Source organism: Actinomyces sp. ICM47 (assembly GCF_000278725.1).
In the GTDB taxonomy this organism is placed as follows: Bacteria; Actinomycetota; Actinomycetes; order Actinomycetales; family Actinomycetaceae; genus Pauljensenia.
In genome coordinates this window covers 1-23183 of the sequence record NZ_ALCA01000018.1, presented here as the reverse complement: position 1 = coordinate 23183, position 23183 = coordinate 1, and the positions used below count along the sequence as shown (strand labels likewise).

Sequence of the window (23183 nt, the reverse complement as noted above, 5' to 3'; positions counted from 1 at the left end):
GGCATCGACCTGGGCGCCGACGCGGGCACCGCGCCCTCCGCACTCGGCACGGGTGATCGCCTCGACGCGGTCGTCCTCGCCCTCTCCGGGCTGCGGCGCATCGGCCTCGACGCCCACGCCACCGACGTGCTCGACCCCACCATCATGATGCCCGCCCCCTCGCAGGGTGCCCTCGCCATCGAAACGCGCGACGAGCCGGACCCGCTCCTTCGCACCCTCCTGGGCTCCCTCAACCACCGGCCGACCGCCCTCGCGGCCAGCGCCGAGCGCGCTGTTTTGTCCTCCCTCGGAGCAGGGTGTGCGGCACCCGTGGGCACCTTCGCCCGCGTGGACGAGGCCTCCTCAGCTCTCGTCCTTGACGCGCGCGTGATGAGCGTCGACGGGCACGAGCGGGTCGAGGCGAGCGGCGCGTTAACGCTCACGGACGCGGTTGGTCGCGGCGACGCTGCGCCGGGTGAGGCCACGTCGGGTGAAGCCATGCTGAGGGAGGCTACGTCGGATGAGGCGGCTCGCCTCGGAGCGGACGTGGCGCGTCAGCTGCTCCAGCGAGGCGCTGCCGAGGTCACCGACCTGGGGGCGACGAAAGCGCCGAGGCACCCATTGTGAACGAACCTTTCGTGAGAGCGCCCCTGAACGGGCGGCGAATCCTCCTGACCCGAGTCAAACCCGATGACGCCATCGCTCGCGCCCTGCGCCTTGCCGGGGCGCGGGTGGATGCTCTCGCCCTCACCGTGTCGACGCCGCTGGACTCCGCGCAGCTCGACGCGGCCCGTGACCACCTTGTCGACGGGGAGTACGCGTGGGTCGTATTCTCCTCCTGGAGGTCCGCGCGTGCCGTCGCGGACGCCCTTCCACGGGCGCGCTCGCTTGGCACGCGCATCGCCGCCGTCGGAGAGGTCACGGCCCGATGGATCAGCGACCACGCGGGAGTCAGCGCCGACCTGACCGGTGGCGGGTCTGCCGCCGAACTGCTTCAGTACTTCCCAGCCCCGGACTCTGGCGCGCGCCCGATCCTCATCCCCCGGTCGGCGCTCGCCCCCGATACGCTGCCGGAAGGGCTACGCGCCCTCGGTTGGAGCGTCGAGGCCGTCGACGCCTACACCACTCTCCCCGCAGGCGCCGGTGATATTGACGCCGATATCGCGGGGAATTTCCGCGCGGGGTACTACGACGGCGCGGTGCTCACTGCATCCTCCCAGGCGCGCGCCCTCCCCCCGCTCCTCGGCCTGCCGCCCCCCACAACCCGGGTTGTGACCATCGGCGCGCCCACCGCCGCCACCGCCAGGCGTCAGGGGATCGCGGTCGCAGCCCAGGCCTCGTCCCCCACACCCGAGGCCATCGTCTGCGCCCTCGTCGACGCCCTCACCCGCCCCGCCCAAGCCGACGTACCTGAAGAAAGAAACTCATGACTACCGTCCCCGAATCCGTCACCTCCTACCTGGCCGAGGCCGGGGTGGACTCCTCCCCGATCCCGACGATTCGCCCGCGCCGCCTGCGCTCGACCCCCGCGATGCGCGCGCTCGTGCGCGAAACCCACGTCGACCCCGCCAAGCTCATCTGGCCCGTCTTCGTGCGCGACGACATCGACGAACCCCGCGAGATCGACGCAATGCCCGGCCAGTACCAGCACACGATCGACTCGCTGCGCCGGGCCGCAGCCGAGGCCGCCGAAGCCGGCGTGGGCGCCATCGACCTGTTCGGCGTGCCCTCCCACCGCGACGCGATCGGCTCCCAGGCGTGGGCGGAGGACGGGATCCTCAACCGTGGCCTCGCTGCCGTGCGCGCCGAGGTCGGCGACGCCCTCGTCGTGTGCGCGGACACCTGCCTGGATGAGTTCACCGACCACGGGCACTGCGGCCTCCTCGATGCCGAAGGCGGCGTCGACAACGACGCGACCCTGCCGCTCTACCAGGCGATGGCGATTTCCCAGGCGCGCGCGGGTGCGCACATGGTGTCGCCCTCGGGCATGATGGACGGTCAGGTCGCTGCGATCCGCGCCGCTCTCGACCAGGCGGGACACGCGGACGTCGCGATCCTTGCCTACTCCGCGAAGTACGCGTCCGCCTACTTCGGGCCCTTCCGCGAGGCCGTCGGATCCACGCTCAAGGGCGACCGACGCACCTACCAGCAGGACCCCGCGAACCGACGCGAAGGCCTCTTCGAGGCGCTGCTCGACGCGGCCGAGGGCGCCGACATGCTCATGGTCAAGCCCGCCGGACCCTACCTGGACGTGCTGGCCGACGTGGCCGCTGCCTCCGATATTCCCGTCGCCGCCTACCAGGTGTCCGGCGAGTACGCGATGGTCGAGGCCGCCGCCTCCAACGGGTGGATCGACCGCACGCGCGTCATCGACGAATCCCTCACCGGTATCTTCCGTGCGGGAGCCGACTCCGTCCTCACCTACTGGGCCCTCGAGGTCGCCCGCCGGACCCGCTGAGCGCGCATCCCCGTGCTCCTGTTTCCTCTTACTCCTGATGAAGGTAGCTATGACCACTAACGAAACCGCATTCTCCCAAGCAAAATCCGTGATCCCCGGCGGCGTGGACTCGCCCGTGCGCGCCTTCGGCGGCGTCGGCGGCACCCCGCGCTTCATCGCGAGCGCGAGCGGCGCGCGCGTCACCGACGTCGAGGGACGCTCCTACGTGGACCTGGTCGGGTCGTGGGGCCCGGCGCTGCTCGGTCACGCGCACCCCGAGGTGGTCGCCGCCGTCCAGGAGGCCGCCTCGCGCGGCCTGTCTTTCGGCGCACCCACCGAAACTGAGACGCTGCTGGCCGCCGCCGTGCGCGAGCGCGTGCCCTTCGCGCAGCGCGTCCGCTTCGTGTCGACGGGCACCGAGGCGACGATGACGGCGATCCGCTTGGCGCGCGGTGCGACCGGGCGCGACCTCATCGTGAAATTCGCCGGCAATTACCACGGTCATTCCGACGGCCTGCTCGCCGCCGCCGGCTCGGGCGTCGCCACCGGCGGCCTGCCCGGTTCCGCGGGCGTCCCCGAGGCCATCACCGCGCAGACGATCGTCCTGCCCTACAACGATGTCGACGCCCTGCGCGCGTGCTTCGAGCAGGCGGGTGAGAGTATCGCTGCCGTCATCTTCGAGGGTGCCCCCGCCAACATGGGCACGGTCCCGCCCCACCCCGGGTGGAACCGAGAGATCCGCCGCCTGTGCACCGCGCACGGCGCGCTCATGATCCTCGACGAGGTCCTCACCGGCTTCCGCGTCGACCCCGCCGGCTGGTGGGGCCTCGAGGCCGTGGCCGGGTGGGTCGACGGCGCGCCCGCGGGCGGCTACGGCGCTGGTTTCGTCGACGCCTCCTCCGTTGAGCGTGCCGACTGGGTGCCCGACCTCGTGACCTTCGGCAAAGTTGTGGGCGGCGGCATGCCCCTGGCCGCCGTGGCCGGGCGCGCGGACGTCATGGACCTGCTGGCTCCCCTGGGCCCCGTCTACCAGGCGGGCACCCTCTCGGGCAATCCCCTGGCCACGGCCGCTGGCCTGCGCACCCTCGAACTGGCCGATCAGAGCGTGTACGACCGCGTCAACGCCTCGGCGCAGGAAATCAGCATGATCGTGTCGGACGCGCTCAGCGCTGCCGGTGTCGCCCATCGCGTCCAGCGCACGGGGTCCCTGTTCTCCGTCATGTTTGGCGAGGCCGCGGCTGCCTCGGGCGTGTACGACTACGACCAGGCGCGCGCCCAGGAGGCGTGGCGTTACGCTCCCTTCTTCCACTCCTTCCTGTCCTCGGGCGTGGCCCTGCCACCCTCGGTGTACGAGGTGTGGTTCGTGTCCGGCGCTCACGGGGAGGCGGAGCTGGAGGCCATCGCCGCTGCAGCTCCGGCCGCCGCGCAGGCTGCCGCTGCGGCTCAGCCCGAGTAGCCAACCGCGCCGCGGCGTCTGTGCCGTGGATGGGCGAGGGGGGGGCGGGAACCCTGTCGGATTCCCGCCCCCCCTCGCGCGCGTGCAAACGTCAGTTGAAGCTCTTCATGAAGTTCCACGCGATGACAAGCATCGCGCCGACCGGCTTGTTGGTCGTTGCCATGTCGCGCATTTCGTCAGGCGAGACGTCGGAACCATAGCCGAAGGAGCTGCTCATGCCATCGACGGCCTGGTTGACCGCGTCATCAGTCGCTTCCAGCAGGTTCAGGTTGCCCGCAGTTCGAATGAAGGACACGTGCCAGCCGGTCTTGTCCTTCACCGTGAACACGCCGAGGCGCTCGGGGTTGACCAGACCCTCCGTGAAGCGAACAGTCAGGTTCTGAGACTGGCTGCTCGTGTTCTTGTTGGACGAGCCGTAGCTGGAGCTAAAATCGGGGAAACCGAAGGTAACCGTGTCGTTGTTGAAATCGACCTTGTAGTCGCCGTCGAAGGTGATGGACGTCGTACCGAAGCCGACGATTGCGCCGTCGGTGACCGTCGTGGAGGTCAGACCCCAGTGCACCTGAATACCTGCGCCGATGTTCGTGTCCGAGCCGGAGCCAGCGCCTCCGTAGACCGCGGCAATGCGGCGCTCGGGCAGGTCAAGGTAGCGGTAGAAGTCCTTGTCACCCATGCCAGCGCCGTTACGCAGGGCGTCAACCAGGCCAGAGACAGCCTCCTCGGCGGAGGAAGCCCCCTTGACATCGGTGAAGTCAGCGTCGTAGTTGGGACGGATGGAGCTGGTCGGGTACATCTGTTCGGCCATCGTCATCGCCGGGGAAATGTACCACTTGCCGTCTTCCTTCACGGAGACGATCGTCAGCGTGTCCAGATCGAGCTGACCCAGGATGTTGCCACTAAACGTGGATTCCTTCGAGAGCGAGGACTTCATGTCGTCGAGCATCGAGGATTCATTTGCTGTGAGCTTCTCGCCCTTGGCCTTCTCGTAGTTCTGACGAATCTTATCGACGAGCTCCGGCTTGATCGTGACCTCACCCTCCCACTTCGTGATCGTGATGAGGCTCAGGTTCTCCGACTTCTCGTCGACCGTATACTCGATGGTGGACTTGCTGAGGTCGATTTGGCCGATGTAGTCGGCCAAAGCTTCGGGACTCACCAGCTTCGACCAGTCGGCCTTGCCGTTGGCCTTGTAATCCTTCTGCCAGGTCGTTGCTGCCTTCAGCTCCGAGGGCGACAGGGCTGTGGCCAGCGACGTCAGTTTGTTGGAGTTGAACGCCGAATTAATGGAGTTGGCCAGTGCGTTGGGGCTGGCGAAACCGCCGGACGCGGAGAGCGAGCGGGTGAGGGCGAACGCGCCGCCGCCAATGATGACCAGGACTGCGGCGACGATCACGGCGATCAACGCCGTTGCCTTGTTGTTCTTCTTGCGGGGAGCCTGGGGCATCTGGCCGTTGAAACCCGCCTGCTGGGGCATCTGACCCTGGAATTGCTGACTGGACTGGGGAACTTGGCCCTGGAACTGGCCGGTGTTCCCCGGCTGACCGAACTGGCCGCCGTAGTGAGGGTTTGACATTGTTGACACCTTTCGCAGACAGGAAGTTAACTGTGCATTGTGTCATGCTTGTCAGGAATTGGCAATCCTTCTATCAGATGGTCAATATGCGCATGTTGGAGCCATAATCGCCGCTTGTCATATCGCCCTTATCGTTGAGGCGAGTCTTTATGTAAAGAAAAAGCGCGGCACCTCGGTGGTGCCACGCTGGCAGGGGAGGGGCGCGCGGAACTCACGCGCCCCGCAGGGTCTCAGGCGCGCGTGCGAGCGATCGAGAGGAGCGCGGGGGAGACGATCAGAGCAGTCAGGGCGACGACGACAGCGAGAACAGCGGAAGCGACCGAGCCGACCTGGAGGGCGGCGGCCATGCCGAGGCCGGCGAGGATGACGACGAGGGCGATGAAGACGGAGGCCGAGGTGGTGGCCTGGCTCATGGTGGGGGCGGTTTCAGCCTTGACGATCTGGTTCATGAGGTTCTCCTTGTGAGTGTCTTCGCACGGATGCGCGAAGCGCGCCCCGCACGCCAGCGTGTTGTGTGGGCCTCTTGGCCCGCGCCGCCCGGGTGGGCGGCTCTGCATCAAAAAACGGGGCCGACGTGTTGTCGCCCCCGTTGGTGCATCACTGATTCTACGCGCAAATAACCGCATGGTCTATACCGCACAAGTGCTTGTTAGGGAGTGCACAGACGTCGCATCAAGAGTCTTTCAAGGATGGCTGCGACGTCAAAAAATAGGGTTCCGATGAATATGTCGCTTCATGCACGTGTGCCCGAGTGGATGATCCACCCGGGCACACAATGTCACTCGGTTCGTGCCACATTCATGGCTTGGAGACCCTTGGGTCCCTCAATCACCTCATATTCGACCCTCTCGCCCTCAAGAAGAGTGCGGCGCCCAGATTGGCCGATGATGGTTGAATAGTGCACGAAGATGTCGCCAGATTCGTCATCGGGAGTGATGAACCCGAAGCCTTTGGCGTCGTTGAACCACTTAATGGTCCCGGTAGCCATGGGCCCTCCTTCGTGTTCGCCCCAACGCTGGGGCACCGGTCGGTCTCGCCTGCGGAAACCGACGCGATCCCGCCCGCGCGCCCCGGTGTCTCTCACACACCCGCGCGCAGCGTGTGGAATCACACTCTTACGGTACCGCACTTCGACACAAAATGTGTCTGACCTGCGAAAACGTGACCAAGTATCGTCTGTGGCGGCGGGTTAGTTTGTTGAGGTGAGACGAACCGGAACGATAGCCTGCACGTCCTCACCCTCGAAGGTCACGTTTCCGATCGCCACGTCCACCCCGAAGACGCTCGCGAGGGTGTCCGCGTTCATCACGGAGGACGCCGGGCCGACCACGGCCTCGTGCGTGGAGGAGAAGAGCGCGACCTGGTCCGCGACGCGCAGGGCGTGCGCCGGGTAGTGCGTGTTCATGATAACGGCGAGGCCTCGATCCCTCACGAGGCGCTCGAGGAGTCCGAGGACGATGAGCTGGTTGCGGAAATCGAGGCCGGTCTCCGGCTCGTCGAGCACGAGGACGCGCGGGTCGGCGACGAGCGCTCGGGCGATGAGGATCATCTGGAACTGGCCGCCCGACATGGTCGCGCAGGGCATCTCGGCCAGGTGGGAGGCGCCCACCTCGTCGAGGACGTCGCGGGCCATACGCTCCTCGCGCGCTCCGGGCTGAGCGAGGGTGCGCATGTGCGGGGCGCGCCCGACCATCACCATCTCGAGGCCGGTGAGCGCCACGTTCGATGCGTTGCGGGCCTGCGGCACGTAGGACAGGACACGGCCCAGCGCCCGGGTCGACATCGACGAAATGGGGGTGCCGTCGATGAGCGTGCGTCCGCTGTCCCACTTCTGTAGGCCGATCATGGTGCGCAGCAGCGTTGTCTTTCCCGCGCCGTTGGGTCCCAGGATCGCCAAGAGCGAGCGCTCGGGCACCTCGAAGGACACGTTCCTCAGGATCGGGGAAGTGGCACCCGGATAGGTGAAGGTCGCGTTTTCGACACTGATCATCGCGCTCCTCCCGTCCGGCGCAGCAGCACGATAAAGAAGGGGGCGCCGATGATGGCCGTCAGGATCGAAATGGGAATTTCCGAGGCTGACAGGGAACGCGCGAGCGTATCGATGACGATCATGAGCGCCGACCCGAGCAGCAGCGACACGGGGATGACCGCGCGGTTGTTCTGTCCGCACAGCATGCGCGCGCAGTGTGGCACGAGCAAGCCGACCCAACCGACCTGGCCGCACATCGAAATGACCGAGGCCGTGATGACCGTCGAGGCGATGATGAGGATGGCGCGCATGAGGGAGACGTTCACGCCGGCTGAGCGGGCCTCATCCTCTGAGAGGGAGAGGATATTGAGCTGCCAGCGCAGTGCCACGATGATGACGACGCCCGCGATGATGAAGGGGGCGCCCAGCGCGATCTGGTGGTAGGTGACCGCGGCGAGTGAACCCATGAGCCAGTAGGTGATCTCGGGGAGCTGACTCGTCGGGTCGGCCGTGAGCTTGAGGAGCGAGAGGACCGCGTTCGCCAGGGCGGAGACGATGACGCCGCCGAGCACGAGCGTGATGACGTTGAACGCGCCCGTGCGCGTGCGCGAAATTGCCGTCGTGAAAGCCATCGTCGCCAGGCCCGCCGCGAGGGCCGCGGCCTGCACGCCGATCAGGTTCCAGTCCAGCAGTAGGGCGATCACTGCGCCGACGCACGTGCCCGCCGCGACGCCCAGGGTGTCCGGCGTGGCCAGGGGGTTGGAGAAGAGCGACTGGAAGGAGGCACCCGCGACGGATAGGCCCCCGCCGATCAGGATCGCCACGATGATGCGCGGTGCCCGCAGGTCAAACACGACTGAGTTGATGCGGGGCGACACCGACGGTCCGCCCCAAAACCTCGCGCGCAGCGCCGCGACCACGTCCTCCAGAGACACGGAAAAACGACCAATCAACATGGCCGCCGCCGCGCACGCGACGATGAGGGCGACCAGCGTGGGGACCACCCACACGCGCAGCCGCCCATTCTTGGTCAACACAGATGCCATGATGTCCTCTTCCCGACACTTACTGGGCGTCTCACCGCACAAGGGACCCCGGCCTCGTCGAAGGGAAAAACGAGGCCGGGGACAGGTGTTAGGACGCGGCGTCCGGGTTGATAATCGTGCGGGCCTGCTCGTCCGTCAGCGTGAAGTTGTACATCTTCTGGTAGTAGTCCTTCGTCATCGACACGAGGTCAACGTCGGAGAACTGATCCGGGTACAGGGATGCGCCGATCCAGTTGGCGACGATGGGAGCATCCGGGTTCGGGGTGAACCAGTTCCACATGCCCAGGCCGGTGGAGTAAACGCGGCCGGACTTCACGGAACTGAGGGTCGAGAAGTCCACGCCCTGCACCGAGTTCGTCAAGACGGATTTCGCCGTCATGTTCGACATGCCCTTGCCGGTCACGAGGAGGACCTGGGGATCCCACGTGAGGACCTGCTCGAAGGTGACCGGCGTATGCGAGGTGTCCGTGTCGCGCGAGACGTTCGTGTAGTTCAACGAGTCGGCCCATTCGTTGGTGAACCAGCCGTCCTTTCCGCCCGCGACCGCGAGCTGACCGTCGGCCGCGCCCATGAGCACCATCGTCGAGACGCGCTGGTCCTCGGGCACCTTCGCGGTGCGCGCGCGAGCGTCGGCGACCAGATCCTTGCCGAGCGCGATCTTGTCAGCCATATGGCCATCCTCGTTAAAGACGTCCTCGAGCAGCTCCATCCACTCCGTGTACGTCTCCGACGGGTTCCCCATCGTTGTGAAACCGACGGCCGGGATGCCCGCCTTGCGGAACATTTCGCCGTGTTCCTTGTTGAAGGCATTGTAGAAAACGACGTCGACGTCCAGGTTGAGCAGGGCCTCGGCGTTGAGCTCACCCTTGTCGTAATAGCTGGTGTCCACCTGCATCATGTCGGGTGCCATCTCGGCGGCGATCGTCTGGCTCATGGCCTTCACGCGGGCGGCGCTCATGCCGACCAGGTAGGGGGCCTTGCCGTCGAAGTAGGCCAGGTAGGTGGATTCGATGGGGATCTGGTCGATGGCGACGCGGGTGATCGTGGCGGGCAGGACGACCTCGTTGCCCGCGTGGTCGGTGATCGTGCGCGTCGACGATGTGTCCGGGGTGGTGGTCTGTGACTGGGCGGTGGAGCCGAAGCTGCCCGCGCAGGCGGTGAGGGCCAGGGCGGCGGTGGCCAGGATTGCGGTCAGCGTGGCGAGGCGTGTTTTCATTGTGTCCTCTCGCGTGTCAGGGATTGTGAGGGAGATACTACACAAAATAAGGTACCCCTTACAAGAGTGGGTGTGTCGTTATGACATGGTGTTTTTCCTTGGTTTCTTGCGCGTGTTGTTGGTGCGCGAGGTGCGGCCACGGCCTCGTCGATAAAGGACGAGGCCCAGGCTGGGACGCAGATGTGCACGCCTCCTTTTACTCTGGCGGCGTCGGGTGAGGTGCCTGGCGTGAGTGGAAGGAACGTATCGTGGGTGAGAGTCTGGACCTGGAGCGTGCCCTCGTCATTGGGGTTGCGTCCAGCGCACTGTTTGACCTGGCAGAGTCGGACGCAGTCTTTCGCGAGCAAGGGGAAGAGCAGTACCGGGCGTATCAGCGTGAGCACCTGGATGACGTGCTCGCACCCGGCGTCGCCTTCCCCTTTATACGGCGCCTCCTGGACCTGAACGCCCTGTCGGAGACCGAGCGCCTCGTCGAGGTCGTCATCCTCTCGCGCAACGACCCGGAGACTGGGATGCGCGTCATGCGGTCGGTCCAGAGCCACGGCCTGGACATCACGCGCGCGATCTTCATGCAGGGCCACGCGCCCTACCTCTATATGGGACCGTTGAAGATGTCCCTGTTCCTTTCCGCGAACGAGGCCGACGTGCGCGAGGCGACCGAGCTGGGGTTTGCGGCGGGGCATGTCGTGGGCCGATCTGTCCCTGACGACGGGGACTCGGACCTGCGTATCGCCTTTGACTTCGATGGGGTCCTGGCCGATGATTCGGCCGAGCGCGTGTTCCAGAGTGAGGGTCTGGATGAATATCAGGAAAGCGAGCGCGCCCTGGCCGAGGTGCCGCTCGAGCGCGGCCCGATGGCGGATTTCCTGGAGAAAATCAACCGGATCCAGGGGATCGAGGACGCCCGGTGCGTCAGCGAGCCACAAGGGTATCAGCGCAGGGTCCGCGTCGCGGTCGTCACTGCCCGAAGCGCCCCCGCTCATGAGCGGGCGATCAACTCGATCCGGCAATGGGGACTGCGCGTCAACGATGCCTTCTTCCTGGGCGGTCTCCCGAAGGGGCCTATCCTGGAGGTTTTGGAGCCTCACATTTTCTTCGACGACCAGCGCCGCCACGTCGAGGGCGCGTCGCGCTCAACCCCGAGCGTCCACATCCCCTTCGGGGAGATCAACAGAGAGTAGGGGTGTCGGCGAACCTTTGGGTCGCCCGGCACGGCGGTCGCAGATGAGGGCGGGTCCTGGGAGACTAGGTACATGAGTAACCACGCGCGCGACGCACGCCGCCTCACTCCTGTTGAGGTGGCGACCGCAGGCGCGCTCTCGGGCCTGGCCGTCACCTTCGGTCTCATTGCCGCCGTCACGCCCGTCTTTCAACTCTTCTTCCAGGTAGCCACGGCCGTCCCTCTCGCCATGGTTTCCCTCAAACTGCGCGCTCGCGCCTCCGTCGCCGCCTTCGCCTCCACCGTCCTCCTGGCCATCGCCGTCGGCGGATTCGCTACCGCCGGCCGAGCCTTCCAGGCCGCCCTCATCGGCCTCATCATTGGTGTTCTCCACAAGAAACGTGCCACCTGGCTGAGCGTCGGCGCGGTCGCCGCCGGCCTCGGCGTCGTCTGGGGCGTCGGGACCGGCATCGCCTTCTGGTTCCTCGTCGACCTGCGTAACCTTGGCCTCGAAAGCATCCAAAAAACACTCAACGGCTTCCTCACACTCGTCGGCCGCATCCCCGGATCCGGTTGGTTCGTCGATGGAGGCCATTTTCTGAGCCAATGGTTCGTCGACTTCTGGTGGGTGTGGCTGCCCGTCACCCGATTCATCGGCGTCGCCTTCCTGGTCCTCGCCGCGCGCTGGCTCCTCGGCGCGATCCTGCGCCGCATCACCCTCGACGACGGGTGGGACCCGCTCCTGGACGCGCCCGGCCGCCCCAACTATGCTCCCGCCGGAACCACACAATCCGAGGAGGATGCGGGACCCGGGGAGGGGACCCCAGCCTCGCCCCTGCCCCTGACTCTCACCGACGCTTCCTTCACCTACCCGGGCGCCGACCACCCCGCGCTGCGCGGCGTCACGCTCCGCTTCGAGCGCCCCGAATACACGGTCATCGTCGGACACAACGGCTCCGGCAAGTCCACCCTCGCCCTCCTCCTCGCCGGTGCCGCCCCCAGCGATGGAACGCGCACCGGCGGCGGCATGCTCGGCCAGGTCGGCGGCACCGCCCTGGTCGGACAGCGCTCCGAACTGCTGGTCCTCGGCCAGAACGTCGCCGAAGACGTCACCTGGGGCATGAGTGTCAGCGACGCGCGGGCCCTCGACCTCGAAGCCCTCCTGGCGCGCGTGGGCCTGGATGGCCTGGCCGACGCCGACCCGCGTTCCCTCTCCGGCGGGCAGCTGCAACGCCTCGCGCTCGCAGGGGCACTCGCCCGCTCGCCGCGTCTGCTCATCTCCGACGAATCCACCGCCATGATCGACCGCGACGGGCGCGCCGACATGCTCGATCTCCTTGCCTCCCTGCCCGACACCGGCATCGCCGTCGTCCACATCACCCACGACCCCGCCGAAGCCGCGCGCGCCGACCGCGTCATCACAGTCGATGGAGGGCGTGTTCTCTCCGACGTGCCCGGCTCCTCCTCCATCGACGAGGCCGTGGCCGGGAATGTGCGCCCCGTTACCCCCCAGGAGGAATCCCGGGGAGCGACCCGCGACGTAAGCAAGACACGAGAAGCGACCACGGCCTCGTCCGCTAAAGAGGGGGGCGAGCGCGCGTGGGGAACACCGACCCTCACGAATACGGAGCACCTGTGGGCGGACCGAGTCGCACACACCTATGACTTCGGGACACCGTGGGAGAAACCCGTCCTGCGCGACGTCAGCCTGATCCTCGAACCCGGGCAGGCGATGCTCATCACCGGCGACAACGGGTCGGGCAAGACGACACTCTCACGCATCCTCACCGGGCTGCTGGTCCCGACGTGGGGAAACGTGACGCTCGGCGGGACCCCCATGGAACGCCGGGTCGGCGACGTTGCCCTGTCCATGCAATTCGCGCGCCTCCAGCTCCAGCGTCCCTCCGTGCGTTCTGACATTCTCGCCGCTGTCGGTCACGGCCCGCGCATCGGCAGCGGTGCGGGGCGTCGCAAGAAAGGGCTGAGCCGTGAGGACGGCGACCGGATCGTCGCGCAGGCCATGAACCTGGTGGGACTTGACCCCGCCTTGGCCTCGCGCGGCATCGACGATCTCTCCGGCGGCCAGATGCGGCGCGTCGCCCTGGCCGGGCTGCTCGCCTCCAATCCGAGCGTCCTCATCCTCGACGAACCCATGGCGGGACTCGACATGGCCTCGCGCGAACTGCTCATCTCCGTGCTCGACGAACGCCGCCGCGCCGGGCTGTCCATTCTTGTCATTTCCCACGACCTCGAAGGCATGGATGCGCTGTGCGACACCCACCGACACCTGCATGAAGGGGTGCTCGCATGAACGATCCTCACTCCTCATGCGGGGCGACCGGCCCCGGCGGCGGTGCCACCCACGGGTGGTTTCCCACCGATCCGGCCCAGAGTCCCGGTGTGGGAGGCGAACCCGGTCCGCGCCGCAAGCCGCGGCGAAGCACGGGCATGAGTCTGCCTCGTCCATTGCCGTGGCAGACCGTCCTCGGGCGCGCGTGGCCCGGGACGCTCATCGCCTGCTGGACGGCTCTCACGACGTGCGTCATCCTGCAACCGCGCTGGTCAACCCTGGCGATCGTCGGCGGTCTCCTCGCCGTCGCCTCCATGGCTATTCGTCTGCCTCGCAGTGTCGTACCGCGCCCTCCCATGTGGCTGATCTCCGGCTTCGTCGGAGGGTGTATCGGCGCGTGGCTGGGTGATGGACTCGAGGTGTTCTTACGGATCTCTGTCCTGGCGCTCGTCGTCCTGTGGGGATCCGCGCTCATCGCCTGGGTGACGCCCACGGCGGCGCTCGCAGGAGCACTGCGGGTCTTCCTGCGGCCGCTGCGCGTGGTTGGCGCGCCCGTCGATGAGTGGTCACTCGTCATGGCCTCCGCCCTGCGCGGCCTGCCGATGCTGCGCGACCAGGCCCAGGCCGTGCTCGACACGGCGAAGCTGCGCCTCGGCCAAGATGTCGCCACCTTGTCCCTCGGTGGCTACGCGCGTCTCAGCGTCGATGTGATCACGGCGATCCTGTCCGCGGCCTCGCGCGGTGCCGCCGAGACCGGGCGAGCCATGTCCATGCGCGGTGCCCTGGATGCCGTTGGCGAGGTCGGCGGCAGTGTGCCGAAGCGACGTACTCGGCTTGGATGGGTGGACGCGTGCGTGTTCGCTGCGACCCTGTTGGGTGTTGGTGGCGTCGTTGCGTGCACGTTGATGCTGTAGGCTTTATGTCGATTTTTCGGTGTGATTGCAATGGTTTTATGTCCTGTGGGTTCAGTATGTGTCCCGGGTCATGTTCTGCTGATTTGACGTGAGGCGCTAAAACCCCCTATTCTTTCTGGGTACGCGCGAGTGGCGGAATAGGCAGACGCGCACGGTTCAGGTCCGTGTTCCAGTGATGGAGTGGGGGTTCAACTCCCCCCTCGCGCACGATGAAACCGCAGATCCTTCGGGATCTGCGGTTTTTGTTTTCCTCACCGTGCGTGGCCAGCGCGCGGGGGTTAAAGGACAAAACGTGTTGGTTTTGTGGTGACTTTTCGGCTTTATCGCGCGGGAAAGTCACTATTTTAGTTGGTCGTGCTTGCCTCGTTCCTGGGGTTATAGGACACTGCGTGTTGCTGGAGGGTGGCGGTCTGCCCCGCTCACCTTCCGCCCCGCGAGCTTTGCTCGGCGTGTCGGCTCGAAGCTCGGCCAAGCCCTCCCACAATACCTGTGGCCTACCCCCAACCAACACGTTTCGTCCTCTCGCACCTATACTCAGTAATCTCGCACGTAATTCCCCTGCGGCTCCTTCAAACATTGAATTTGCATCGTTGGAATTGCAACGTTTTCCCGCGGTCTCGAAAAATTACCGTCTTAAATTATGTGCGAAATTTGTCTGGGTCAGGCCTGTCATCGCCCGCCGTCGTCGCGGCCAGGCCCTCTCACCGCCTACGGGCACTTCGGCCTGGTCCGATAGCCGTGGGCTCTTCGGCACCTTCCATGCCAGAAGCAGTGGGAGTTTTGCAGCAGAAGCCTCGCCGCGGCGCGCCCCTAATGGTGCAATTCCCCCCGTTTGGTGGTGGTGAAGCTGGATCTCAGACTGGTGTGGTGCCCAAAGTGCAGTCCACCTCGGCGAATAACGGTAAAAATGGGGTGTTGTGGGCGAAGTGGTCTGCGTTTTGGGCACAACTCTGTGTCGGACATGGTGTGTGTCCGCCTAGGGCCTGCGCGCTGACTTGAAACGCCGAAATTGGCTCCAGGTAGCCCTGCTATCTCGCATCCCACACCCCGTATAGTTGAAGATTCAACTGTAGCCCCATAGGCTGAACCCATGAAATACTTCGGATTCCTGAGCTTCGGCCACTACTCGAACGGCGGCCGCCACGGCATCGCCGCCGCCGAGTCCCTTCACCAGGCGATCGACCTGTCCGTCGCCGCCGACGAGCTCGGCGTCAACGGCGCCTTCTTCCGCGTTCACCACTTCGCCCCGCAAGCGGCCGCGCCGATGCCGCTTCTCTCCGCCATTGCCTCGCGCACGAAGGCCATCGAGGTCGGAACCGGCGTCATCGACATGCGCTAGCGCATGTCTGAGTTATGGCGTTGGACGGAACACCTATTGCTTGCGGGCACGCGCAGCCCGCAGTCCGTTGGCGATGACGACGACTTCGGCGACCTCGTGCACGAGGACGACCGCTGCCAGGCCGAGCACGCCGGTGATCGCCAGCGGCAGCAGCACAGTGATGATCGCCAAGGACAGCACTATGTTCTGGTTGATGATCCTGCCGCCGCGGCGGGCGTGGCGCAGAGCCTGCGGGATGAGGCCGAGGTCGTGGCCGGTGAAGGCGACGTCGGCGGACTCGATCGCGGCGTCGGAGCCGGTCGCGCCCATCGCGATGCCCACGGTCGCCCCGGCCAGGGCGGGCGCGTCGTTGATGCCGTCGCCGATCATCGCGGTCGGCGACGTCTCCGAGAACCCGGCGACGATGCGAGCCTTGTCCTCGGGACGCAGCTCGGCGTGCACGTCGCCGATCCCGGCCAGCTTCGCCAGCGCAGCAGCGGTGCGGAAGTTGTCGCCGGTGAGCATGCTCACCTTGACGCCCTGGTCGCGCAGGGTCCGCACGACCTCGGGGACCTCGGGGCGCAGCTCGTCGCGGACGCCGATCGCCCCGGCCAGGAAGCCGTCGACGGTGACGAGCACGCAGGTCTGCCCCTCGGCCTCCAGGTCCTCGACCCGGGCCTTGAGCGGACCGGCGTCGATCCAGCGCGGACTGCCCACCGCCACCCTGCGGCCGTCGACCAGGCCACCGATGCCGTGCCCGGCCTCCTCGGCCACGTCCTGCGCGGCGGGGGTTCCCCGGCCCGCGGCGGCGATGGCGGCGGCGAGTGGGTGCGTCGAGTGCTGCTCCACGGCGGCAGCCCAAGCAAGCACCTGCGCATCGTCGAACCCATGGGCGGCGACGATGGCGGTTACCTCGGGCCGGTTGCGGGTCAGAGTGCCGGTCTTGTCCACGGCCAGGTGCCGGATGCCGCCGAGGCGCTCGAAGGCGGCCCCGCTCTTGATGACGACGCCGAACTTGGTCGCCGCGCCGATCGCGGAGACCACGGTGACGGGCACCGCGATCGCCAGCGCGCAGGGGCTGGCCGCGACGAGGACGACCAGGGCGCGGGTGATCCAGGTCTCCGGGTCGCCGAGCAGGGACCCGAGCACACCGACGAGGACGGCGAGGACCATCACGCCGGGCACCAGCGGGCGGGCAATCCGGTCAGCGATCCGGGCTCGGTCGCCCTTCTCGGCCTGGGCCTGCTCTACCAGCTCCACGATCGTGGTCAGCGAGTTGTCGGTGCCCGCGGCGGTCGCCTCGACCTCCAGCACGCCGGCGCTGTTGATCGCGCCCGCCGACACTGCTTCTCCGGGCGCGACCTCGACCGGGATCGATTCACCGGTGATCGCCGAAGTGTCCAGGCTCGACCGACCCGAGCGGACCAGCCCATCGGTCGCGACCCGCTCGCCAGGGCGGACCAGCAGCACGTCGCCGACGGCGATCTCCCTGGCCGGGACCGAGGCGGAGGTCCCGTCACGCAGTACGGTCGCGGTCTCCGGCACGAGCTTCAGCAGCGCGCGCAGCCCGCCGCGGGCGCGGTCCATCGCCTTGTCCTCCAGGGCCTCGGCGATCGAGTAGAGGAACGCCAGCGCGGCCGCCTCCTCGACGTAGCCGAGGATCACCGCGCCCACGGCGCTGATCGTCATCAGCAGCGCGATCCCGAGCTTGCGCTTCACAACGAGATTCCGGATCGCACCGGGCACGAACGTGTACGCGCCCAGCAGCAGGCCCGCCCAGAACGCGACCAGCGCCGCGATGTGCAGCCCCGACCACTCCAGCGCCAGGCCGGTGCCGAACGCGACGCCGGAGAGGATCGGCACGACCAGGCCGGGATCACGCCACCACGGGCGCTCTGCCTCTTCTGCCTCGTCCGCGGGGCTGGTCGTTGGCTCGTCGCAGCCGCAGGCGGCGCTCACGAGGCGTCCCCCGAACTGCTCGCGGCGCAGCAGCCCGGCACCGAGCAGGCCGGTTCGATGCACGGCGCGCTCTCGTCCACGGCGAGGGTCACATCGACCAGTGCCGTCAGCGCCGCGGCCAGGTGCGGGTCGGCGATCTCGTAGCGAGTCTGGCGGCCCTCGGGCTCGGCGACCACGATCCCGCAGTCGCGCAGGCAGGTCAGGTGGTTGGACACGTTCGAGCGGGTCAGCCCCAGCTCGCGCGAGAGCACCGCGGGGTGGCTCGGGCTGTCGAGCAGGGACATCAGGATGCGGGAGCGCGTCGGGTCGGCCATGGCCCGGCCGAGCCGGTTCATGACGTCAAGACGCGAAGCAATGGTCAGCATGCACTGAACTATACAGTAGCTGCTGACCTAATGTCCAGTTGTCGCCGCTGCCGCACGCGCTGCGCGCGCTTGCCCTCGTGAGGCGTGATCACCTCTTGCGCCAGCGGGGCCACTTCGGCATCCCGCGGCCCTTCCAGGTCTCCACGAGACCCGCAACCCAGCGGACGGACGCGAAGACCCCGTAGCCGGCCCCGGCGAGGCCAGTGCCGACCACGAGCCACCGACCGATGCCGAGCCACACGCTCACGTCCACGTCCAGCGCCCACTGAACACCCGTGATGAGCCCGGCGATGCCCATCCAGAGACCGGCGACGACCATGGCCACCGGCAGGAGAATGAGGCACATCGCGGCGGCGGACCAGAGCTGTCGCGCCTCCAGCTTCGCCGTCGCGGCGATGATCCGCTCCGCCCGCGCGTTCGAGGCGTCGAGGCTCGCGGTCATCGTGGCCGAAGCCTCCCCGGCGACCTGCTCGACAGCCTTCTCGACCCGTTCCTCGGTGCGCTTCTCGATCCGCTGGACCGCGCCGCCGACCTGGCTCACGAGCGTCTGGTTCGCTGTGACCTGCGCCTTCAGACCCTCAATCGCCGAGGCTGCGCCCCTGCACGAGCAGTACCCTACCCAGCTCAACCCGGGTACGCCTCTGCCGATCCTCCCGCACTCGCCGGGCCTGCGTAGTCGCATCTGGTACGGTGCAGCAACTAACGCTTCGGCGATCCAGGCGGCGCGTGATGGCGTGAACCTCATGAGTTCGACCCTGGTCTTCGAGCACGGTGACAAGCCTTTCGGGGATATTCAGGCCGATCAGCTGCGCGCCTACCGCCGCGCCTGGCGCGAGGCTGGTCATGACTGGACGCCGCGCGTGTCCGTGTCGCGCTCGATCTTCCCGCTCCTGTCCGAGCGCGACAGAGGCCTGTATGGCCTGAGCGCATCGGGAGACCAGGTCGGCCACCTCGACTCGAGCATCGCGACCTTCGGGCGCACCTACGCGGCTGACCCCTCGACGCTCATCAAGCAGCTGAGTCAGGATCGCGCCCTCGCGGAGGCTGACACCCTCCTGCTGACCATCCCCAATCAGCTCGGATTCGAGGAAAACTGGTCGATCATCCGCAACTTCGCGGAGTACGTCGCGCCCGCCCTCGGGTGGGAGCCGGCGCGCCCTGGCGTGGTGCCGACGGGCTACGACGTCGACGAGGCCGTGGCCGAGTAAGAGAGGGCGGGGTCGCGGGTGGTGCCTGAGCGTTCGTTCACGTGGGCTGCATAAACGTGACGCTACCAAGCGTCAGCAAGCATGACTGAACGTCTGCGCCCTCAAGGAGCGCAGGCCCGCTGACGTCGCAGGTGTCAAGCCGGGGTGGGGGAGGGAGTCCCCACCCCGGTTTCACTTTCTGTGTGTGCTGTCCTACACTAATTGAACAGTATCCACGCAAGACAACGAGGTCTCTTCGTAATGGCTCGACGCTCCAAGGGCGCGGTGTCAATCAATCCGCGGTCCGCTCAGAATATGTCCACCCGACAGGCAGATTTCTCTAAGAAGAAAGGGAAAATAAGTCCAGTCAAGGCTTTTGGTGCTATTGGTGCGCTGATCTGCATCGTGGCATCCCTTTTTATTCAGCTGCCAGGCCTGGATGTGTCAGGCACTCGCATGTTCGGTATCTTCCTGGCGGCGATTCTGCTGTGGGTGACGGAGGCGGTGCCGCTCGCGGGCACGGCGGTCCTGGTCATTTTCCTGGAGGTCCTGTTCATTTCGGACCACGCGCTGCTGAGCGTGGGTGAGGGTGCCCCGGCGTACACGAAGTTCTTCGGGGCGCTGGCTAACCCGGTCATCATCCTGTTTCTGGGTGGCTTCATGGTGGCCGACGGTGCTGCCAAGTACAAGCTGGATCGCGCCCTGTCGGCGGTCCTCCTCAAGCCCTTCATGGGCAAGCCGCGCCTGACGGTTATGGGCGTCATGCTGATCACCGCGATTATGAGTATGTTCATGTCGAATACGGCGACCACGGCGACGATGTTCGCCGTCATGATGCCGGTCATCATGGCCCTGCCCGAAGGCAAGGCGCGCACCGGTATCGCCCTGTCGATCCCCGTGGCCGCGAACGTCGGCGGTATGGGCACGCCGGTTGGCACGCCCCCGAACGCGATCGCCCTGGGCGCGCTGGAGAACGCGGGCGTCAAGGTGACCTTCCTGCAGTGGATGCTCGCGGCCGTGCCGCTCATGCTGGTGCTTCTGGCCCTGTCGTGGGCGTTCATCGCGTGGCGCTACATCCCCTCCGATGCAAAATTCGATATCGACACGTCGGCGCGCTTCGAGAAGTCCCGTAACGCGATCATCTTCTACTCGGTTGCGGGTCTGACGATCCTCCTGTGGATGACGGAGTCGCTGCACCACATTTCGGCCAATGTCGTCGGCTTCCTGCCGGTCGTCGTCCTCCTGATGACGAAGGTGATGAGCGGTGACGACTTGCGCGCCCTGGATTGGCCGGTCCTGTGGCTGGTTGCGGGCGGTATCGCGCTGGGATCGGGAGTGTCTGCGACGGGCCTCGACAAGTGGATGCTCGGTTCGATCCAGTGGGCCTCGATCCCCGGTGTCCTCCTGATTTTCGTGTTGGCCCTCGTGGGCTGGGTGACCTCGAATGTCATTTCGCACTCGGCGTCGGCGAACCTGCTGATCCCGATGGGTATGGGCCTGGCGGCGACGGTGTCCACGAGCGCCGCGGAAATCGCGATCGTCATCGCACTGGGCTGCTCGCTGGGCATGTGCCTGCCGATTTCGACCCCGCCTAACGCGATCGCGTACTCGACGGGCACGACCCCGACCCGCGAAATGGCGGTCGTCGGCATTGTTGTCGGCGTCGTCGGCATTATTCTCCTGGCGTTTGTGGCACCGCTGACGTGGGGATTCATCGGGGTGATGTGACGTGTCCATGGACGAGGCCGTGGTCGGCTCGGGCGCGAACGGTCGCCCCAGGCCGGGGCTGGCCCACGGGTGGACGCAGGGTCCCGCGCAGGAGGATGCCTCGGTCATGGCACGCACGGATGTGCGCTGCGGAGGTCACCGCGCGGGGTACCCGATTCATATGCTGGTGGTCGGTGACGATTCGCGGCATATCGCGGCCCCGGTAACCAGGGACCTGTCGCACGCGTTCCCGCGCTTGTGCCTGGATCGAGTGGACGGCATTGGGGACTTGGCGGCCTACGAGGCGAGCCTGCGCCCCGGCGATCATGTGCTGATGGGTCTGGTGACCTCGGAGGTTTCCGACATTGACGCGATGATCGAGTATGCGGCGTCGATTCCCGTGCTGACACGCGTGCAGTGGGTGGTCGTCACGGATAAGTCCGAGCATCGTGACCTCACGGGCTGCATGCAGTCGGGGGCGCTGTCCTCGGTGTTGAAGGCGCCGTGGACGGTGCCGCTGCTGGCGGGCCAGGCGTATTCGACGATGGTGCGTTACCTGAGCGGGTGCGGCTATTCGCAGCGCCAGATCCGCAACCTCATCGCGGATCCGCCGCCGTTCGCCGTCCAGGGTCCGCTCTTGGAGGGCCTGGACCGTGATGAGCGCGAGGTCGTTATGGAGCTCCTCGCGGGCGTCGAGCGGGTGCTCGGCCAGCGTCCGCGACTCATCATCCCGGAGGGGACGCAGCTGGTCACGCAGGGTCAGCCGGTGGGTGCCGTGTACCTGGTGCTTGACGGGCAAGTGTCCCTGCACAGGGATTCCCCGCAGGGCGAGGTGCTTGCGCACTTGGCGACGTCGGGCCCGCTCATTGGCCTGGTGTCGCTGGCCCGCGCGGAGGATGCGTTCTTCACGGGCGAGACGGCGACCGAGGCGACGGTCGTGCGCCTGACGACCGAGCAGCTCCAGATCGTCATCTCCGAGGACCCGTCGATCGGTGGAACATTGACGGCTCTGGCGATCCGTTCGCTGACGCGCCGCCTCATGCGTGCCGAGGACCTTCACCTGCAAAATGCGATGCTCGCCGAGGACCTTGAGGCCCAGAAGGAGGCCCTGGCGGCCACCCTCGAGGACCTGCGCGCGACTCGCGCCGAGCTGGTCGAACGTGCGCGCTTCGCGATGCTCGGTGAGCTGAGCGCCGGTATCGCCCACGAGCTCAACAACCCGGTGACCGCCCTCGTGCGCGCCGCCAAACACCTGCACGAGGACGTCGATGCGGCCCTCGCGGCCCCAGCCACGGCCTCGTCGAGGGAGGCCATGTCCCGGGCGCTGACCGCGCCCCCGCGCTCCACGTCGGTCGAGCGCGCCCTCATGAAGGAGCTCCTGCCCGTCGTCGGTGACCGCACGCTCGCGCGTCGGCTCGTGCGCGCGGGGATCCAGGGGGCGGACGGTGCGCGCGCGCTCGCCAAGATCCCGGGAGGCATCGACGCGTACGAGGCCGGGGCGCGCCTGGGCGGGTCCCTGCGCTCGGTGCTCGCCGCGGGTGACCGTGTCATCGAACTCACCCAGTCCCTCAAGGGATATGCGCGCCCGGACGCCGAGGATCTCAAGCCTGTGGACGTACGCGAGGGCATTGACGATGTGCTGCGGCTGACCGCCCACAGGGTACGGGGTATCCGCATCGACTGCGACTACGAGGACGTGCCGCTCGTGCGCGCGCATCCCGCGAAGCTGCAACAGGTGTGGACGAACCTCATCGTCAACGCGGCCGAAGCCATCGAAGACGAGAACGCCGACTTGATCGCGGCGGCGGAGGCGTCGGGCGGCGTGCCTGAGCTGCCGGCACGCGGCGAGGCCGAGGCGTTGATCCGCATCACCGTGCGGCCGACGCCCGAGGGAGTTGCCATCACCGTGTGCGATAACGGTCCGGGTATCGACCCGGGAATTGTTGACAAGATTATGGAGCCGCACTTCACCACTAAGGCGGGGCGCATCCGATTCGGGCTGGGTATGGGCATGTCCATCGTCCGAAGCATCATCGCCGATCACGGGGGAACACTCGTGATCTGCTCTCACCCGGGGTCCACCACTATGAGGATCTCGTTGCCCACTCAACCACAAGAGGAGGAATCATGACCCTGACAATCCTGTCCCTCGAGGACGAGGCCGACGTGCGAGATGCGCTCGAGCGTGATCTTGAAGAGTTTTGGGACAAGATCCGGCTTGAGGTCGCCGAAGACGTCGACGACGCGTGGGCCGTGATTGATGAGATCGTCGAGGATGGGGACGAGCTGGCCCTGGTTCTCTCGGACCATCGCCTGCCCGGTAAGTCGGGTGTGGATTTCCTCGTGGAACTCATGCAGGATGATCGTTTCACCGCGACCCGAACGGTGCTGGTCACCGGTCAGGCCGACCAGTCCGATACGATCCGCGCGGTTAACCATGCGGGCCTGGATTACTACATCGGTAAACCGTGGGACCCCGAGGAGCTGCGCAACACTGTGCGCGACCAGCTGACGGAGTATGTCCTCGAGGCTGACATTGATCCCTTGCCGTACGTGACCGTGCTCGATGGTGTGCGTGTCATGGAGGCAATTCGCTGAGTGCGAGTGC

General features: G+C 66.7%; 19 protein-coding genes, 1 tRNA gene and 2 pseudogenes. 13 read left to right on the top strand and 9 right to left on the bottom strand.

The genetic code is table 11. From position 1 onward, the window contains the following. The 4 genes and pseudogenes from HMPREF1136_RS00980 to hemL form a co-directional block, all read left to right on the top strand. Positions 1–606 (top strand): annotated as a pseudogene (locus HMPREF1136_RS00980) (hypothetical protein); the annotation flags it as partial. An 11-nt stretch (positions 607–617) separates the two neighbouring features. Then, entirely contained in the window at positions 618–1409 is a 792-nt protein-coding gene (locus tag HMPREF1136_RS00975; protein ID WP_232204144.1) for a uroporphyrinogen-III synthase, read from the top strand. Then, positions 1406–2437: a porphobilinogen synthase gene (hemB, locus tag HMPREF1136_RS00970; RefSeq protein ID WP_009647434.1), complete on the top strand. Its 1032-nt coding sequence runs from the start codon at positions 1406–1408 to the stop codon at positions 2435–2437. Before HMPREF1136_RS00975 ends, hemB begins: the two co-directional genes overlap by 4 nt. Positions 2438–2486: 49 nt before the next feature. Continuing rightward, positions 2487–3872 carry a glutamate-1-semialdehyde 2,1-aminomutase gene (hemL, locus tag HMPREF1136_RS00965; protein ID WP_009647426.1) on the top strand — a complete coding sequence of 462 codons (1386 nt, stop codon included), beginning with the start codon at positions 2487–2489 and terminating at the stop codon, positions 3870–3872. 91 nt (positions 3873–3963) lie between these two features. Here the strand turns inward: hemL and HMPREF1136_RS00960 are convergent, their stop codons facing one another. From HMPREF1136_RS00960 to HMPREF1136_RS00935, 6 genes are all read right to left on the bottom strand, one after another. After that, positions 3964–5445, bottom strand: a complete 1482-nt coding sequence (locus HMPREF1136_RS00960) for a hypothetical protein (RefSeq protein ID WP_009647428.1) — start codon at positions 5443–5445, stop codon at positions 3964–3966. Positions 5446–5675: 230 nt separating this feature from the next. Beyond that, entirely contained in the window at positions 5676–5894 is a 219-nt protein-coding gene (locus tag HMPREF1136_RS00955) for a hypothetical protein (protein ID WP_009647415.1), read from the bottom strand. Between the two features lie 329 nt (positions 5895–6223). Continuing rightward, positions 6224–6433 (bottom strand): cold-shock protein, encoded by a 210-nt coding sequence (locus HMPREF1136_RS00950; protein WP_009647422.1) that lies wholly within the window; start codon positions 6431–6433, stop codon positions 6224–6226. 201 nt (positions 6434–6634) lie between these two features. Next, complete coding sequence (locus HMPREF1136_RS00945; RefSeq protein WP_009647430.1) at positions 6635–7435, bottom strand: ABC transporter ATP-binding protein; 801 nt, start codon at positions 7433–7435, stop codon at positions 6635–6637. After that, positions 7432–8460 carry a FecCD family ABC transporter permease gene (locus HMPREF1136_RS00940; RefSeq protein WP_009647429.1) on the bottom strand — a complete coding sequence of 343 codons (1029 nt, stop codon included), beginning with the start codon at positions 8458–8460 and terminating at the stop codon, positions 7432–7434. Before HMPREF1136_RS00940 ends, HMPREF1136_RS00945 begins: the two co-directional genes overlap by 4 nt. 88 nt (positions 8461–8548) lie before the next feature. Next, positions 8549–9676, bottom strand: coding sequence for an ABC transporter substrate-binding protein (locus HMPREF1136_RS00935; RefSeq protein WP_009647432.1), 1128 nt, complete (start codon positions 9674–9676; stop codon positions 8549–8551). A gap of 248 nt (positions 9677–9924) precedes the next feature. Between HMPREF1136_RS00935 and HMPREF1136_RS00930 the strand changes: the two genes are divergently transcribed. The 5 genes and pseudogenes from HMPREF1136_RS00930 to HMPREF1136_RS00910 all read left to right on the top strand — a co-directional run. Continuing rightward, a complete protein-coding gene (locus HMPREF1136_RS00930; RefSeq protein WP_009647417.1) occupies positions 9925–10857 on the top strand; it encodes a 5'-nucleotidase in 933 nt (310 codons plus the stop codon). A gap of 72 nt (positions 10858–10929) precedes the next feature. Further along, positions 10930–13146: an ABC transporter ATP-binding protein gene (locus HMPREF1136_RS00925; protein WP_009647425.1), complete on the top strand. Its 2217-nt coding sequence runs from the start codon at positions 10930–10932 to the stop codon at positions 13144–13146. After that, positions 13143–14039, top strand: a complete 897-nt coding sequence (locus tag HMPREF1136_RS00920) for an energy-coupling factor transporter transmembrane component T (protein WP_009647431.1) — start codon at positions 13143–13145, stop codon at positions 14037–14039. The genes HMPREF1136_RS00925 and HMPREF1136_RS00920 overlap by 4 nt, the downstream gene beginning before the upstream one ends. A gap of 123 nt (positions 14040–14162) precedes the next feature. Continuing rightward, positions 14163–14246: transfer RNA gene (locus HMPREF1136_RS00915), tRNA-Leu, on the top strand. Between the two features lie 883 nt (positions 14247–15129). After that, positions 15130–15375: pseudogene (locus tag HMPREF1136_RS00910) on the top strand (LLM class flavin-dependent oxidoreductase); the annotation flags it as partial. A gap of 36 nt (positions 15376–15411) precedes the next feature. On the opposite strand, the gene HMPREF1136_RS00905 reads toward HMPREF1136_RS00910, so the two are convergent. The 3 genes from HMPREF1136_RS00905 to HMPREF1136_RS11445 form a co-directional block, all read right to left on the bottom strand. Beyond that, positions 15412–17316 (bottom strand): heavy metal translocating P-type ATPase, encoded by a 1905-nt coding sequence (locus HMPREF1136_RS00905; RefSeq protein ID WP_009647427.1) that lies wholly within the window; start codon positions 17314–17316, stop codon positions 15412–15414. Next, entirely contained in the window at positions 17313–17681 is a 369-nt protein-coding gene (cmtR, locus tag HMPREF1136_RS00900) for a Cd(II)/Pb(II)-sensing metalloregulatory transcriptional regulator CmtR (protein WP_009647418.1), read from the bottom strand. Before cmtR ends, HMPREF1136_RS00905 begins: the two co-directional genes overlap by 4 nt. Positions 17682–17769: 88 nt before the next feature. Beyond that, positions 17770–18027: a hypothetical protein gene (locus HMPREF1136_RS11445; RefSeq protein ID WP_232204143.1), complete on the bottom strand. Its 258-nt coding sequence runs from the start codon at positions 18025–18027 to the stop codon at positions 17770–17772. On the opposite strand from HMPREF1136_RS11445, the gene HMPREF1136_RS00890 reads away from it, so the two are divergent. The 4 genes from HMPREF1136_RS00890 (at position 18017) to HMPREF1136_RS00875 (ending at position 23173) form a co-directional block, all read left to right on the top strand. Further along, positions 18017–18889: a hypothetical protein gene (locus tag HMPREF1136_RS00890; RefSeq protein WP_232204142.1), complete on the top strand. Its 873-nt coding sequence runs from the start codon at positions 18017–18019 to the stop codon at positions 18887–18889. The two genes, HMPREF1136_RS11445 and HMPREF1136_RS00890, sit on opposite strands and share 11 nt — an antisense overlap. Positions 18890–19183: 294 nt before the next feature. Next, positions 19184–20596, top strand: a complete 1413-nt coding sequence (locus tag HMPREF1136_RS00885) for an SLC13 family permease (protein WP_034504302.1) — start codon at positions 19184–19186, stop codon at positions 20594–20596. A 7-nt stretch (positions 20597–20603) separates the two neighbouring features. Further along, positions 20604–22706 (top strand): sensor histidine kinase, encoded by a 2103-nt coding sequence (locus tag HMPREF1136_RS00880; protein ID WP_009647419.1) that lies wholly within the window; start codon positions 20604–20606, stop codon positions 22704–22706. Further along, on the top strand, positions 22703–23173 hold the full coding sequence (locus HMPREF1136_RS00875) for a response regulator (RefSeq protein WP_009647416.1): 471 nt from the start codon (positions 22703–22705) through the stop codon (positions 23171–23173). The genes HMPREF1136_RS00880 and HMPREF1136_RS00875 overlap by 4 nt, the downstream gene beginning before the upstream one ends. Positions 23174–23183 lie beyond the last annotated feature (10 nt).